The 13,121-nt window shown below is 70.9% G+C and carries 13 protein-coding genes; 8 read left to right on the top strand and 5 right to left on the bottom strand.

The features are described from left to right. Window positions 1–113: 113 nt before the first annotated feature. A complete protein-coding gene (locus tag Apa02nite_RS22900) occupies window positions 114–1,031 on the bottom strand; it encodes a S8 family serine peptidase (RefSeq protein WP_203826816.1) in 918 nt (305 codons plus the stop codon). Window positions 1,032–1,227: 196 nt separating this feature from the next. On the opposite strand from Apa02nite_RS22900, the gene Apa02nite_RS22895 reads away from it, so the two are divergent. After that, window positions 1,228–1,449, top strand: coding sequence for a hypothetical protein (locus Apa02nite_RS22895; RefSeq protein ID WP_203826815.1), 222 nt, complete (start codon window positions 1,228–1,230; stop codon window positions 1,447–1,449). Window positions 1,450–1,469: 20 nt separating this feature from the next. Here the strand turns inward: Apa02nite_RS22895 and Apa02nite_RS22890 are convergent, their stop codons facing one another. Beyond that, the gene (locus tag Apa02nite_RS22890) at window positions 1,470–1,658 is read right to left on the bottom strand and encodes a hypothetical protein (protein WP_203826814.1); all 189 of its coding nucleotides are present in this window, start codon (window positions 1,656–1,658) and stop codon (window positions 1,470–1,472) included. Window positions 1,659–1,781: 123 nt separating this feature from the next. On the opposite strand from Apa02nite_RS22890, the gene Apa02nite_RS22885 reads away from it, so the two are divergent. Continuing rightward, window positions 1,782–2,405 carry an AbfB domain-containing protein gene (locus tag Apa02nite_RS22885; protein ID WP_203826813.1) on the top strand — a complete coding sequence of 208 codons (624 nt, stop codon included), beginning with the start codon at window positions 1,782–1,784 and terminating at the stop codon, window positions 2,403–2,405. Between the two features lie 38 nt (window positions 2,406–2,443). Here Apa02nite_RS22885 and Apa02nite_RS22880 read toward each other — a convergent pair whose 3' ends face one another. Beyond that, complete coding sequence (locus Apa02nite_RS22880; protein WP_203826812.1) at window positions 2,444–3,865, bottom strand: WGR domain-containing protein; 1,422 nt, start codon at window positions 3,863–3,865, stop codon at window positions 2,444–2,446. A gap of 79 nt (window positions 3,866–3,944) precedes the next feature. Then, complete coding sequence (locus tag Apa02nite_RS22875) at window positions 3,945–4,562, bottom strand: hypothetical protein (protein ID WP_203826811.1); 618 nt, start codon at window positions 4,560–4,562, stop codon at window positions 3,945–3,947. Window positions 4,563–4,700: 138 nt separating this feature from the next. Here Apa02nite_RS22875 and Apa02nite_RS22870 point away from each other — a divergent pair, with 138 nt between their 5' ends. The 4 genes from Apa02nite_RS22870 to Apa02nite_RS22855 all read left to right on the top strand — a co-directional run bounded on the left by Apa02nite_RS22870 (window position 4,701) and on the right by Apa02nite_RS22855 (window position 9,208). Beyond that, window positions 4,701–5,666 (top strand): rhamnogalacturonan acetylesterase, encoded by a 966-nt coding sequence (locus Apa02nite_RS22870; protein ID WP_203826810.1) that lies wholly within the window; start codon window positions 4,701–4,703, stop codon window positions 5,664–5,666. A 15-nt stretch (window positions 5,667–5,681) separates the two neighbouring features. Beyond that, on the top strand, window positions 5,682–6,272 hold the full coding sequence (locus Apa02nite_RS22865; protein ID WP_203826809.1) for a winged helix-turn-helix domain-containing protein: 591 nt from the start codon (window positions 5,682–5,684) through the stop codon (window positions 6,270–6,272). Then, window positions 6,269–7,492 (top strand): MFS transporter, encoded by a 1,224-nt coding sequence (locus tag Apa02nite_RS22860; RefSeq protein ID WP_203826808.1) that lies wholly within the window; start codon window positions 6,269–6,271, stop codon window positions 7,490–7,492. Before Apa02nite_RS22865 ends, Apa02nite_RS22860 begins: the two co-directional genes overlap by 4 nt. Before the next feature lie 177 nt (window positions 7,493–7,669). After that, on the top strand, window positions 7,670–9,208 hold the full coding sequence (locus Apa02nite_RS22855) for a sulfatase family protein (protein WP_203826807.1): 1,539 nt from the start codon (window positions 7,670–7,672) through the stop codon (window positions 9,206–9,208). Here the strand turns inward: Apa02nite_RS22855 and Apa02nite_RS22850 are convergent. Beyond that, window positions 9,197–10,108, bottom strand: a complete 912-nt coding sequence (locus Apa02nite_RS22850) for a phosphotransferase family protein (protein ID WP_203826806.1) — start codon at window positions 10,106–10,108, stop codon at window positions 9,197–9,199. The two genes, Apa02nite_RS22855 and Apa02nite_RS22850, sit on opposite strands and share 12 nt — an antisense overlap. A gap of 133 nt (window positions 10,109–10,241) precedes the next feature. Here Apa02nite_RS22850 and Apa02nite_RS22845 point away from each other — a divergent pair, with 133 nt between their 5' ends. Together Apa02nite_RS22845 and Apa02nite_RS22840 are read left to right on the top strand one after the other, a co-directional pair. Further along, the gene (locus Apa02nite_RS22845; RefSeq protein WP_203826805.1) at window positions 10,242–10,664 is read left to right on the top strand and encodes an integrase; all 423 of its coding nucleotides are present in this window, start codon (window positions 10,242–10,244) and stop codon (window positions 10,662–10,664) included. A gap of 79 nt (window positions 10,665–10,743) precedes the next feature. Next, window positions 10,744–13,005: a nitronate monooxygenase gene (locus Apa02nite_RS22840; RefSeq protein WP_203826804.1), complete on the top strand. Its 2,262-nt coding sequence runs from the start codon at window positions 10,744–10,746 to the stop codon at window positions 13,003–13,005. Window positions 13,006–13,121 lie beyond the last annotated feature (116 nt).

Genomic DNA, 13,121 nt, shown 5'->3' with positions numbered 1-13,121 from the left:
AGCCAGCCGAGGGCTGCTCGGCTGGCTGGGTCACGGAGGCGCTCGCGGGAACCAGTGATGGGACGGTCAGCCCGCTGGGGGATTGTGCTGAATTCGGCGCGCCAGTGGTCTGGTCAGATGGAGCGTTCCATCACCCTGGGGGATCGCCACCCGGTGGCGTCCGCGGCGCGGATGTTCAGCACCCGGTTGGGCGTGCCGGTCGGCAGACGGTGCAGCACCCCGGTGGCCGCGTTCGCGATCAGCCAGGCCTTCACGGCGGCCGGTGGCGCGGTCGGGTGCGCCTCCAGGTGGAGCGCGGCCGCGGCGGCCACCAGCGGCGTGCCCGCGAACAGCGTCAGGCACGTCCCGAAGTCCCGCACGGCGTCCACCCCGACCGTGATCACAGCTGCCGACCGCCCCGGTGACCGGCCACAAGCGCTACGACCGACGATGGTGCTGCCGCCGGCTGAGACGACGGGGACGACGCCCGCGGTGACCGAGGCGGCGACCGCGTCGTCCAGCGCCCGGGACGGGCCGGCGCTGAGGCCCAGGCTGAGCACCGACGGGCCCTGATGCTCACGGGTGATCTCGTCGATCGCGGCGATCACGGCCGACTCCGGGCCCGCGCACACCGGCACCGGGACGATCCGCGCCGCGGGTGCCACCCGGCGGACGACGTCCGACTCGTCGTGGCAGTCGGCCAGGTAGACGGTGACTCCGGCGCCGGTCGCCTCACTCGCGCCGTAGTCGGACCGGTAGGGACCGCCGGCGTCCGGGTGCACGGCGCCGTCGGGGACGACGTATCGCACGCCTGGGTCGGTGCGCAGCGCCGCGAGTTGTGCCGGTGACAGCGCCGCGCTGAATCCGGTGAGCGCGTGGTGGTAGTCGTGGTCGCGGTGGATCCGGTTCGCCGGGGCGCGCCGCAGGGCCGCGGTGTCCCGCAGCACGACGATGTAGTGGCCGGTCGCGGGTGCCGCGGCCGCCGTCCGCGCCGCTACGGCGAGTGATGTCACGGCCAGGACGGCGATGGCCGTTGCAGCGAGTCTTCTCATGACTCCACAGTGCTGAGCGGCGCGATTACGGACATGGGCACCCGTTGCCCATATCAGTCACCGCCCGACCTGCCGATATGGGCGTGACGGCCGGTAACAGCGAGGGCGAGGCCGGCAGGCCATCGTGATCCGTTAAGCTCCCGCCCGAAAGATCCACTCCGGACGGAATGGATCCACCGATCACTGCGGAGGAATCATGGCTGTCACCGCCGACCTTGAGAAGATCGTGGACAAGGCCTACCAGGACAAGTCCCTCCAGGAGATCCTGGACGCCCCGGTCGAGGCGCTCGCCGGCGTGAGCGTGAACGGCGGCAAGCTGATCCGCGAGGCGCTCGGCGTCAAGACGATCGGTGAGCTGGGCCGCAACAAGTATTTCCGGGCCGCCCAGGCCCTCGCGGCGCTCGCCGACGCCAGCTGATCCACCGCGGCGGGGTTTCCCTACGGACGCCCCGCCGCGACCCGCACCTCCACCGGAACCGCACGCTGCACCGCGGCCAGCTCGTCGTCGTCGAGCAGATAGCGGTACGGGCAGAGCGACGGCCCCGGCGCACTGCAGGCACCACAGGGCCGGCCCGGATCCACCACGCACCGCTCGTAGGTCTCCATCCCGGCCACTCCCCTCGCCACCCCCTCAGCCTCGCCCCTCGGCCTGCCCGCCCGTAGAGGCCAAGGTCCCGCGGCGGCACTCACGACACGGGTCGTCACCGGTCCGCATATAGTCTTCGGGGCTCGCACCAGGAGGAACCACCGATGACCATCTACGGCAGTGGCGGCACCGGCACCCCGGCCCGCCGCGGTCTGCACCCCGGCGTGCTCGCCCTCGCGGTCGGCGCGGCGATCATCGTCGTGGCGGCGTTCGCCTACATCGCGATGCGCTCCCCCGCGGACGCTCCGCCCGCCGCGGCCTCCGCGCCGTCCCCGGCCGCCGCCTCCGTGGCACCCCCGGCAGCCTCGCCGAGCGCGGCCGACCCGAAGGGCCTCAGCACCGGCTCCTGGCTGGTCTCGCCGGCCGACGACGAGGACAGCTACCTGATCGCGACCGGCGAATACGCCGCGATCTCCCAGGTGCCGACGGCGCTGACCGTGGTCGCCGGTCTGGGTGACGACTCCTGCTTCTCGTTCCGTGACGAGGACGGCGACTACCTGCGCCACTTCGACTACCGGTTGCGCTTCGACCCGAAGGAGGACAAGGACCTGTTCCGCAGCGACGCCACCTTCTGCGCCGAGGACGACCAGCCGGCCGGCAGCTTCCGGGTCCGCTCCAAGAACTACCCGGAATACTTCCTGCACCGCCGCGACACCAAGCTCTACATCGACAAGCCCTCCGGCGACGACTTCGAAGCCGAGTCCACCTTCACCCTCCGCGCACCCTGACCCACCGGGCCGCGGCCACGGTCGCGGCAAGCGGGTGGTCAGAGGAGGCGACGGACCTCACCGTACGTCCGGTAGAAGCCGCCACGAGCCGCCTCCCGGACCCCGGTCACCACATAGCGGCTGCCGGTCTCGCGGATGCCCTTCGGGAACTGGACCTGCCAGTCGGTGTGGTACCCGGAGGACACCACCCGCACCCGCAACCGGCCCCCGACCTCGATGCATTCGACGACCACCCCGTCGGCGACGTCGTGAACGATCTCGACGGTGGTGGACGGGACGACAGCGGCCATCCGCGGTGGCGCCTTGACGTCGACGGCCTGCGGAAGCGTCCCGCTCACCGCTGACTGCACCGCCGTCTCGCTCGCGTCGATGCACGCCAGCGAGCCGTCGGTGGTGACGATGTAGAGGCGGTCGTCGTGGTACTGCATCGAATACGCCGAGCCGCACCCGGTGGACAGCTTCCACAGCCGGGTTCCGTCGGCGGCGAAGCAGTAGATCGACGACGCGCTGTCGCCGGCGAACACATACCTTCCGTCCTCGGCGGTGGCGCACGAATACACCGCGGCGTCGCAGCGGTAGACCTGCCGGCGCGAGCCGTCCTTGCCCAGCTCGACGACCTCGCGGGTGGCGGTGCCCGCGTAGAGCGTGTCGCGCTCCTGCCAGCCGAACAGCACCGGGCCGGTCTTGGTGTGCCACAGCTCGCGGCCGGTGCGCCAGTCATAGCTGGTCACGCCGCCGGAGTGGCCGTGGTGCACGGCGTCGGTGTCGCACCGGACCATCCACGCCGAACTGCCCCGGCCCGGGCGCTGCCAGAGGAACTCGTCCTCGTGGTCGATGGCCGAGATCCCGCCGTTGGCGTCGGACACCCCGAGCACGCCGTCGTGGATGTCCAGCCAGTAGATGTCGATCTCGGGGGCGATCCGGTACGCCAGCCGCGGCACCTTGCCGGACAGGTCGTAGACGTTGCCGTCGTCGCAGCCCGCGTAGATCCAGCCGTCGTCGGCGACGATGGACTTCACCCCGTCGGGCAGGCGGAACTGCTGCCGCACCGTCGCGTCGTGACCCAGCGTGGTGATCAGGCCGCTCTCGTTGCCGACCATGCAGCCGTCGTCGTCGACGAAGATGCCGAACGCCGGGCTGCCCGACGCGTACCGCCAGAGGATCGGCGCGCGGGTGGCGGTGGACCGGGTGCTGACGATCTGCCGACGGGAGATCGACCGTTTCTGCCGGCCGCCGGGAACCGCCGGAGCGTACCCTTTCCGGACCTTGTCCCCGATCTTTTTCGAGGCCTCGGACTTCGCCTTTTCCGGTGTGGTGAACGACGACTGCTTGACCTGCCCGCGGTCGCCGATCCGGCCATATCGGACGGTCAGGTCGGTGCCGTCGACAGTCACCTCGTAGAACTTGTGCGCACTCCCGCTGTCTTCGGAGAGTTCGAGGTACGTCATGTCGGCAGGCATCACAGCCACCCTTCCCAGCAGCGCGGATCAGATGCCAGAACCGTAGTGACCGGGTACGACAAAAACGCGAAAACCCAGCTCAGGACGGATAGGACAGCACTGCCGAGCGCTCCTGCGCGACACCCGCGAGCCGGACCAGCTCGGCCACCCCGACGGCCGGGTCGGTGCTGGACATCCCGATCACCGACCGCGGTGTCAGGTAGACGATCTCGGTGATCCCGGCGCCGGCGCGGTGCAGGGTGGCCGGCCGCCCGTCCACCACGGTCAGCGTCGCAAAACCACAGTCGCCGGCCGCCCGCACATAGGTTTCCGCGAACGGGCTGTCCGGCGCGAACAACACGACCTGCTCGCGTACCGAAAGTCTTTTCTCGGAAATCACGGTGACCGCGAGCCGGGCGCGCCCGCCGAGCGGATAGAGGTCGCTTTCGATCACCCACGGGAAGGCGTCGCACCGGTCCGGGCGGACCGCGACGCCGGCGCAACGGTCGGCGGGAAGGATGGTGTAGCTGGCGGAGGTCGCGCCGCCGTCCGGCCAGACGTCCTCGGCCCGCAGCGTGGCACTGTCCGGAAATGACGTTTCAAGCCCGCAGCTGGTGAACATCGGCGAGGCCGTGGCACCGGGCCGCACGGCCCGGTCGGCGCAGGCCGAGAGCAGCAGTGCGACGACCGCGATCGCCGCGACAACCTTGCCTGACATCGATTCCCCGAGCGCTGATCCATCGAAACCAGCAGATCGTACCCGGCACCTCCCGCACCGCGTAGAGATTCTTGACGATCGATACGTTGAGGGCTGAGATGGGTGGTGTTTGAAACCTTTTAACCTCAGGGAGAGCCCATGCACGCGTTCCTCGCCGCGGCCCTGACCACCGCCGCCGCGGCCGTCCCCGCCGCCGGGATCCCGGTCACCTGCACCGGGACCGCCCCGGTGGTCTGCCACGCCGACGTGGCGCCCGGCAACTACCGGATCTCGGTGACCCTCGGTGACGCCGGGGTGCGGGCCGAGGCCCGCCGGATGGTGGTCGCCGAGGGCACTTCCGGTCATCGCACGTTCGGGGTGAACGTCCGCGACCCCGAGGGCGAACCCACGAAGACCGGCTCCGGCACTCCCGGGCTGACCCTTACCTTCACCGGCGCCGCGCCCGTCGTGCGCCATCTGCGGATCCGGCCGGCACCGCCGCGCACCCCGATGCTCTACCTGGCCGGCGACTCCACGGTGTGCGACCAGGACACGTTCCCGTACACCGGCTGGGGTCAGGCGATTCCGCAGCACCTGCGCGGTGTCACGGTCGCGAACTACGCCGACTCTGGGGAGAGCGCCGGGTCGTTCCTGACCGATCCGTTGCTGTTCGACACGATGCGCCCGCTGCTGCGCCGGGGCGACGTGGTCCTTATCCAATTCGGACACAACGACAAGACCACGACGGCCGCGGACTATCGCGCGAACCTGACCGCGCTGGTCGCCGGGGTCCGCGCCGGGCACGCCCGACCGGTCCTGGTCAGCCCGCCGGTGCGACGGATCTTCGACAGTACGGGCGTGCTCACCCCGGTCGCCCGGCACGTCAACGGTCTCGGCGTCGACCTGCCCGCCGAGATGGCGTCGCTCGCCGCGGAGTTGCAGGTGCCCTACATCGATCTGACCGCGGACAGCGCCGCCCTGGTCGAGAGCCTCGGGCCGACCGACTCCCAACCGCTGTACCTCTACCGCGAACTCCGCGACAACACCCACTTCTCCGAGTACGGCGCCGACGAGATCGGCAAGCTGGTGCTGTCCCGGCTTATTGCAGAGGGTCTTATGCATTAACTACTTTGCATATTCGTGAGAGACGATCAGAAGAACGAGGTGCGGCAGATCGAGGCGCTACGCGCCCTGGCCCATCCGATGCGGATGCGGATCCTGGGCTCGCTGCGCGTCGACGGCCCGGCCACCTCCGCGAGCCTGGCCCGCCGCCTGTCGACCGATTCCGGGCAGACCAGCCACCACCTGCGGATGCTGCACCGGCACGGGTTCATCGACGAGGCGCCCGAGCTCGGCAAGGGCGGCCGAGGCCGGGAACGCTGGTGGAAGGCCATACGGGACTCGACGTCCTGGCCCAACCGGGGTGACGCCCTCGGGCCGGGTGGCCACGAGGTGGTGACCGCGTTGAACCGGGCCGCGTCCGCGGTCTGGGAGGACGTCTCCGACACCTTCCGGGCGCAGGCGGCCCGGCAGGAGTGGTCGGACGCGTGGCAGGAGGCGGCCGGATTCGGTGACTTCGCGATCCGCACCACTCCGGAGCGGCTGACCACGCTGCGGGCCGCGATGCTCCGCCTGATCGACGAGCACGACCTGGGCCCGGACTCGACGGCGCCGGACGCCGCGACCGTGGTGGTGGCGGTGCAGGCGTTCCCGTACCGGACTCCGCAGTGACGGCCCTCTGGCGCAACCGCGAGTTCAACCTGCTCTGGACCGGTCAGTGCTTCTCCGACCTGGGCGACGCGATCGCCCAGTTCGCCCTCCCGCTGCTCGTACTGATGCTCACCGGCTCTCCGGTACAGGCCGGGATCGTCGGCACCGTCGCCAAGGTCGCCGGGCTGGCCAGTCGCCTGCCGGTGGGCGTGCTGGTCGACCGGGTGAACCGCCGCTGGGCTCTGCTCGGCGCGGACGCCGCCCGGCTGCTCTCCGGCATCACCTTTGTCGCGCTGATCCTCAGTGGACACGCCGGCCTGCCGGTGATCATCGCGGTCGCCGTGGTGGACGCCGTGGCCGGCTCGGTCTTCTTCACCACCGAGCGCGCCGCGCTGAGCAGCATCGTGCCGAAGGAGCAGCTACCGGCCGCGGTGGCCCGCAACGAGGCCCGCGGCTACGGCGTGACGCTGGCCGGGCCACCGCTCGGCGGCCTGCTGTTCGGTATCGGGCACGCGTTGCCGTTCATCGGTAACACGATCTCCTACCTGGCCTCGATGATCGGCGTTGCGCTGATCCGCCGGCCGCTGCAGCGTTCGCGGGCGGAGACTCCGGACGGGTACACGACCGCGCTGGCCGAGGGCGTGCGCTACGTCGCGCGACAGCCGTTCCTGCGCGCCGTGCTGCTCATCGCGGCACCGCTCAACTTCGCGATCAACGGGGTGATCTTCACCGTCGTGGTGTCCCTGCAGCAGACCGGCACCGCACCCGCCGTGATCGGCCTCACCGAGACGGTGATCGCCGTGGGCGGCCTGACCGGCGCCTTCTTCGCGCCGCTGCTGCAACGCCGGCTGAGGATGGCCACGCTGACCCGGATGATCTGCACCGCGGCCACCCTGCTGTTGCTGCTCAGCGCGGTGCTGATGACCGGTCTGGCGGCCGCCGCGCCGGTGGCGGTGATCCTGTTCCTGGCGCCCGCCTGCAACGCCGCGATCTTCGGTCACCTGGCCGCGACCACCCCGGACCGGCTGCAAGGCCGGGTGCTCAGCGTCATCTTCCTGGCCGCCAACTCGGCCGCGGCCGCCGCTCCGCTGCTCGCCGGGCTGCTGGTCACGCATGCCGGCAGCACGATCGCCGTGCTGGTCTTCGCCGCGTCCGTCGCCGTTTCCGCGGTCACCGCCGCGGTGAGCCCCGGCCTGCGCCAGGAGACCCGCACCCCCACGGACAACAAAGCCATCCGTTGAAGCGCCAGAAGACCCGCACCCCCGCGGACAACAAAGCCGTCCGTTGAAGCGCCAGAAGACCCGCACCCCCGCGGACAACGAAGCGGCACTCCCCGTGCGCGACGACACCGTCCGTTAAACCGGACCGGTTACCGTGCCGGGCTCCACCTTCTCGCCGACGGAGCTACCGCACCCGACATGGTCACCACGCTCATCCGCCTCACCGTCGCCGTCTCGCTGCTCATCACCACCGGATGCGCAACAGTGAAGGCCCCGGCCGCCGCCCCGTCGCCATCGCCGAGCCACGCACGGGAGAGCCCGACGCCGATCACCGAGACCACGAGGACCAGGCCGAACATCGTGTTCGTGCTGACCGACGACCTCTCCGACGACCTGCTGCCGTACCTGCCGAACGTGCTCGCCCTGCAGAAGGACGGCGCGTCGTTCGCGAACTACACGGTCACCGACTCGCTCTGCTGCCCGTCCCGGGCGTCGATCCTCACCGGCCGGTATCCGCACAACACCGGCATCGTGAAGAACAACGGCTCCGACGGCGGGTTCCGGCTCTTCCACAGCCGCGCCGAGGAGAAGTCCACGTTCGCCACCGATCTGCACGCGGCCGGCTACCGGACCGCGTTCTACGGCAAGTACATGAACGAGTACTTCCCGCGGATCACCTTCGGCGGTGGCACACCGTATGTTCCGCCGGGCTGGGACGAGTGGGCCGCCGGCGGCGACGCCTACGACGGCTTCAACTACGAGCTCAACGAGAACGGCAAGGTCCGCACATACGGCTCACGGCCGCAGGACTATCTGACCGACGTGCTCTCCGCCAAGGCGCAGCGTTTCATCACGGCGTCCGCGGCCGCCGGCAGGCCGTTCATGCTCGAGGTCGCGACATACACCCCCCATCTTCCGTACGTGCCGGCGCCGCGCGACGCTCACGGTTTCCCCGGGCTGACATCGCCAAAGAATTCGGCGTACGACACAGTGCCGGAGGACGCGCCGCCCTGGCTCGCCGGGCACCCGCCGTTGCCCGCCTGGCTGAAAAAGCACATCGACGACAGCTTCCGCAAACGTGTCCAGTCGATCCAGTCCGTCGACCTGATGGTGTCCGAGCTCCGGGCCACCCTGACCAGGGCCGGTGTCGCCGACGACACCCTGGTGGTGTTCAGCTCGGACAACGGGTACCACATGGGTGAGCACCGGCTGAACCCCGGCAAGATGACCGCGTTCGAGAGCGACATCAAGGTGCCCCTGATCGCGGCCGGTCCCGGGATCCCGGCCGGGCTGGTCGTGGACGAGCCGGTGGAGAACATCGACCTGCGGCCCACCTTCGCCCAGCTGGCCGGCGCACCGGTCGCCGCGCAGATCGACGGGCGCAGCGTCACCGGCCTGCTGAACGGGACGACACCGGCCGAGGCGGACGGGTGGCGGACCGCCGCGCTGATCGAGCACAGCGACCCGGCCACCGACCCGAAGGACCCGGACTACAACCAGGACTCCGAGAACGTCCCGCCGTCCTACGACGCGCTGCGCACCCGGGCGTTCACCTACGTCGAATACGTGGACGGCAGCCGGGAGTACTACGACCACCGGTCCGATCCTGATCAGATGCTCAACCTGGCCTCCGGGCTCGACCCGGAACGCGTCACCGAGCTGCGCGAGGCCCTGCGCGCGCTGAACACGTGCGCGGGCGCGACGGCGTGCGGGACGGCGGGACGGTCAATCCGCTGAGGCGAGCAGGTCACGGATCCGGGCGAGCGCCCGCTGGAAGTACCGATGCTCCGGCGGGCGCTTCAGGAACGCTGCCAGGGCGTACACATCAAGGGCTCGACTCCGGGCACGCCAACCCGGCGGCAGATCGCCGCCCTGCGCCCGGAACCCCTCGAGGAACGCCTCGGCGAAGCCGGGCGGACGCGGATCGCGCAACATATTGCCGACGTCGACCAGCGGCGGACCGCTGAACGCGAACTCCCAGTCCAGCACCGCGGAGATCCGCCACCGGCCGTCCACCTCGAGGGCCAGCAGGTTCTTCGGGTTGAAGTCGCTGTGCACCAGCCGGCGCGAACCGTGCACGGCGGTCAGCAGCGGGGTCGCCCGGGCGGCATAGGTCCGCAGCGCGTGCTGCTCGGCGTCGGTCAGATGACCGGCCGCGTTGCCCTCGGCCAGGCACTTGTCGACGAAGGCGTCGAGACCGCTCGCCGGCTCGATCCCGGGCGGGCCGGGAGTCAGGGTGCCGTCCGCGAAGAAACCCGGTGCGGCGAAGGACACCGTGCCGATCCGGGCCAGCGTCTCACCGGTCGAGCGGCCCAGGTCCGCGACCACGGTGGTGTCCGCGTCTGTCTCCGCCTCGGCGAGGACCTCGCTGAGCGGGCGGCCCGGCAGGAACCGCGACACCAGGGCTCCATGACCGATAGCGATCACCTCGGGCACCGGGACCACCCCGGCCAGGCGGCGCGCGAGGGCGGCCTCGACCGCGCCCGCGTCGTCGCCCAGGTAGCGGCGCAGGACGTAGGTGTCGCCGGTGTCCGTGGTGAACGCGACGTTGTGGTTGCTGTAGCCGCCGGTCAGCTCGCGCTTCGTGGTGACGCGGTGGCCGGGCAGCGCGGTGTTCTCGACCCAATCCCAGATCATCGATCCCACTCTTCCGCCTTTTCTCCTTCGTCGCGCACCGGTTGCCTCCGCCCCACGTCTCTCCCCCCACGCGAATCGGGGGATCCCGTGCTGGGGGCGGGTTGTGGCAGGATCGGCGGCAGAGGTGATGGACATGCGAACACGGCTGCGGCACCTGCGGCACGGGCCCCGGGTCTACGCCTGGCGGGCGGAGATCCATCACCTCCGGGGCAGCAGAGACTGCCACCGCTGCGTGCGGGTGCGGATCTGGGGAGCGGGCAAAACCGGTCAGGCGCTGCAGGCCGATCTGTTGTCGCTCGCGCTCGGGCCGGCCGGCGCCTGCGAGACCGACGGGTCCTCTCCGAGGCCGGCCGACGTGCGGGCCGTGCTCGCGTACGCGCTGCGGCACGGCTGGAACCCGGACCGGCGGGGCGGGACGTTCGCGCTGACCGAGATGCTGCACGGCGAGACGTTCACGCTGGCGGGTTTTGTCCTCACCGACCGGCTGCGAACACCACACGGCGCGGATCCGTCGGAGCGGGTGGCCGCCGCCTTCGACCTCGGCGAGCAGGGTTGACGGCGGCATCGGCCGGCGTGCACGGTCGGCGTCCGGGCCTGCGCCGGCAGGGCTGCGGCCGGCGAGGACGGGGTTGTTCATGGCGCTGACGACTGCTTTTACCGAGCTGCTCGGGGTGCGGCATCCGATCGTGCTGGCGCCGATGGGCGGGTCGGCCGGCGGGGCGCTGGCCGCGGCGGTCTCGGCGGGCGGCGGGCTGGGGTTGCTGGGCGCGGGTGATCACGCCTGGCTGGACCGCGAACTACCGATCCTGACCACCGCCCTGCACCACAACGCCGCCGGCCTCCGGGATTCCCGGGCTCCGGCGGGCGCCCAGCCGCCATCCGGCGCTCACCTTCCGACGGGTGCTCAGGCTCCGTCGGACGCGCGGCCGTTCTCGGACACGCGGCCTTTCCCGGAGACGCGGGCTCCGTCGGACACGCGGGCTCCCTCAGACACGCGGCCTTTCTCGGACACGCGGGCCCCCTCGGGCGCTCCGGCTCCGTGGGGGGCGGGTTTTCTGACGTGGGCGATCGAGCCCGGCCTGGTCGAGCGGGTTCTTGAGCACGGGGCGCGGGCGGTGATGTTCTCGTTCGGGGACCCGGCGCCGTGGGTGCGGATGGTGCACGCGGCCGACGCGCTGGTGATCGTGCAGGTCACTGACCTGGACGAGGCACGCCAGGCGGTCGAGCTGGGCGCGGACGTGATCGTGGCGCAGGGCACCGAGGCGGGTGGGCACGGGGCGCGGCGGGGACGGTCGGTGCTCTCGTTCGTACCCCTGGTTGTTGATCTTGCGGGACCGACGCCGGTCCTGGCGGCCGGCGGGATCGGTGATGGGCGCGGCCTCGCGGCGGCCCTGGCCCTGGGCGCGGACGGTGCGCTGCTCGGCACCCGCTTCCAGGCCACCCCGGAGTCCCTGGCGCATCCCATGATCATCGCGGCGCTGCTGGCCGGGCGCGGCGCGGACACCGAGCGCAGCAGCGTCCTCGACGTGGTCCGCGGCTCGGCATGGTCCCCGAAGTACACCGCCCGCACCCTGGCCCACCCGCACCTGGACCGCTGGCGCGACCGCGAGCCCGAGGCAGCCGCGAGCACGCAGGCCCAGCAGGATTACCGCAACGACGTGGAACGCGGCGCGATCCCACCACTGCCGGTCTGGGCCGGCGAAGCGGTCGACCTGATCACCGAACTGGTCCCGGCCGCCTGCCTCGTCGAGTCCTTGTCCCTCGAGGCCGAACAGTACCTGTCCCGAGCCGGCGCTCGGCCTCCCCGGGCCTCAGACGCTGATCGATTTCCGCCGCTGCCGGGACGCGTCCAAGCGGAGATTGCGGAGTGTTTCCGGCTGGGGCGGGTGGCGGAGTGCCAGGCCGCGCCGGCCGGGGTGATGAACCTGAACTGGCGGCTGAGCACCGGCAACGGCCGGTTCGCGGTGAAGCGGCTGACCGACCGCTCCCCCGCGGCGTTCCGCGCCGCCCAGGATCTGCTGCCGCGGTTGGCCGAGGCGGGCTTTCCGGTTCCGGCGCCGCTGCGCACGGCGTCCGGCGACACCCTTCAGAAGATCAACGGCTTTTGGTACGCGGTGAGCACCTGGCTGCCCGGCACCCATCCCGCCGGCGCCGACCTGGATCTCGGGGCGTGCACGGCCCTCGGCGATCTGATCGGCCGACTGCACCTGGCCCTCGCCGACCTGTGCCCACCGGCGCCACCGAGCCTGCCCGACGTGCCGCCCGACGCGGCCCAGGCACGTGCCGAGCTGGCCCGGTACGCGCAGATCGCCGCAGATCACGCAAGTCGGGCGCTCAACCTGGGCGCGGAAACCACGAGTCGGGCGCTCAAGCTCGGCGCGGAAACCACGAGTCGGGCGCTCGAGTTCGGTGCGGAGATCGCCCGGCGGCGGGAGTTGCTGAACCGGGTCGCGGATCAACGCCCGCCGGACCAGAACGTGTCGCCCTGCGGCTGGACACACGGCGACCTGCAGCCCTTCAATCTGCTGGCCGAGAATGGTCTGGTCACCGGCATCCTGGACTGGGACCGCCTTGATGTCCGGCCCTACGGCCTGGAGGTGATGCGCACCGCCACGATCATGTTCAGCGACGGCGGCCGCACCGCGCTCGACCTGGACCGAACCGCGGCATTCATCCACGGCTATCGTGCCCAGATTCCGATCACTTCCGGTCAGCTGGTGGATGCCGCCGAGCGTCGCTGGTGGACCCTCGCCACCGAGACCTGGCAGCTGCAACGCCACTACGACGCCGGCGACACCAGTTGTGATCACCTGTTCCTCACCCGCGGAACGTTCCTGCGCTGGTGGACCAGCCACCGCCAGCAGGTCCAGAAAACCCTGTCAGCAGTCAACCACTGACCCCACCCCAGAGCGTGTGAAGTTCAGGCGCGCTCCGCACCCAAACTCCCCACACAACCTGCTGCTCGACGCTGCGTGGGGAGTTGCGGCGCGCTCCACACCGAAAGTCCCCACAC

Origin of the sequence: Actinoplanes palleronii (assembly GCF_016862315.1) — a bacterium.
GTDB classification, from domain to species: Bacteria; Actinomycetota; Actinomycetes; order Mycobacteriales; family Micromonosporaceae; genus Actinoplanes; species Actinoplanes palleronii.
Note: the sequence above shows the minus strand (reverse complement) of the source record. Positions and strands in the feature narration are given on the sequence as shown.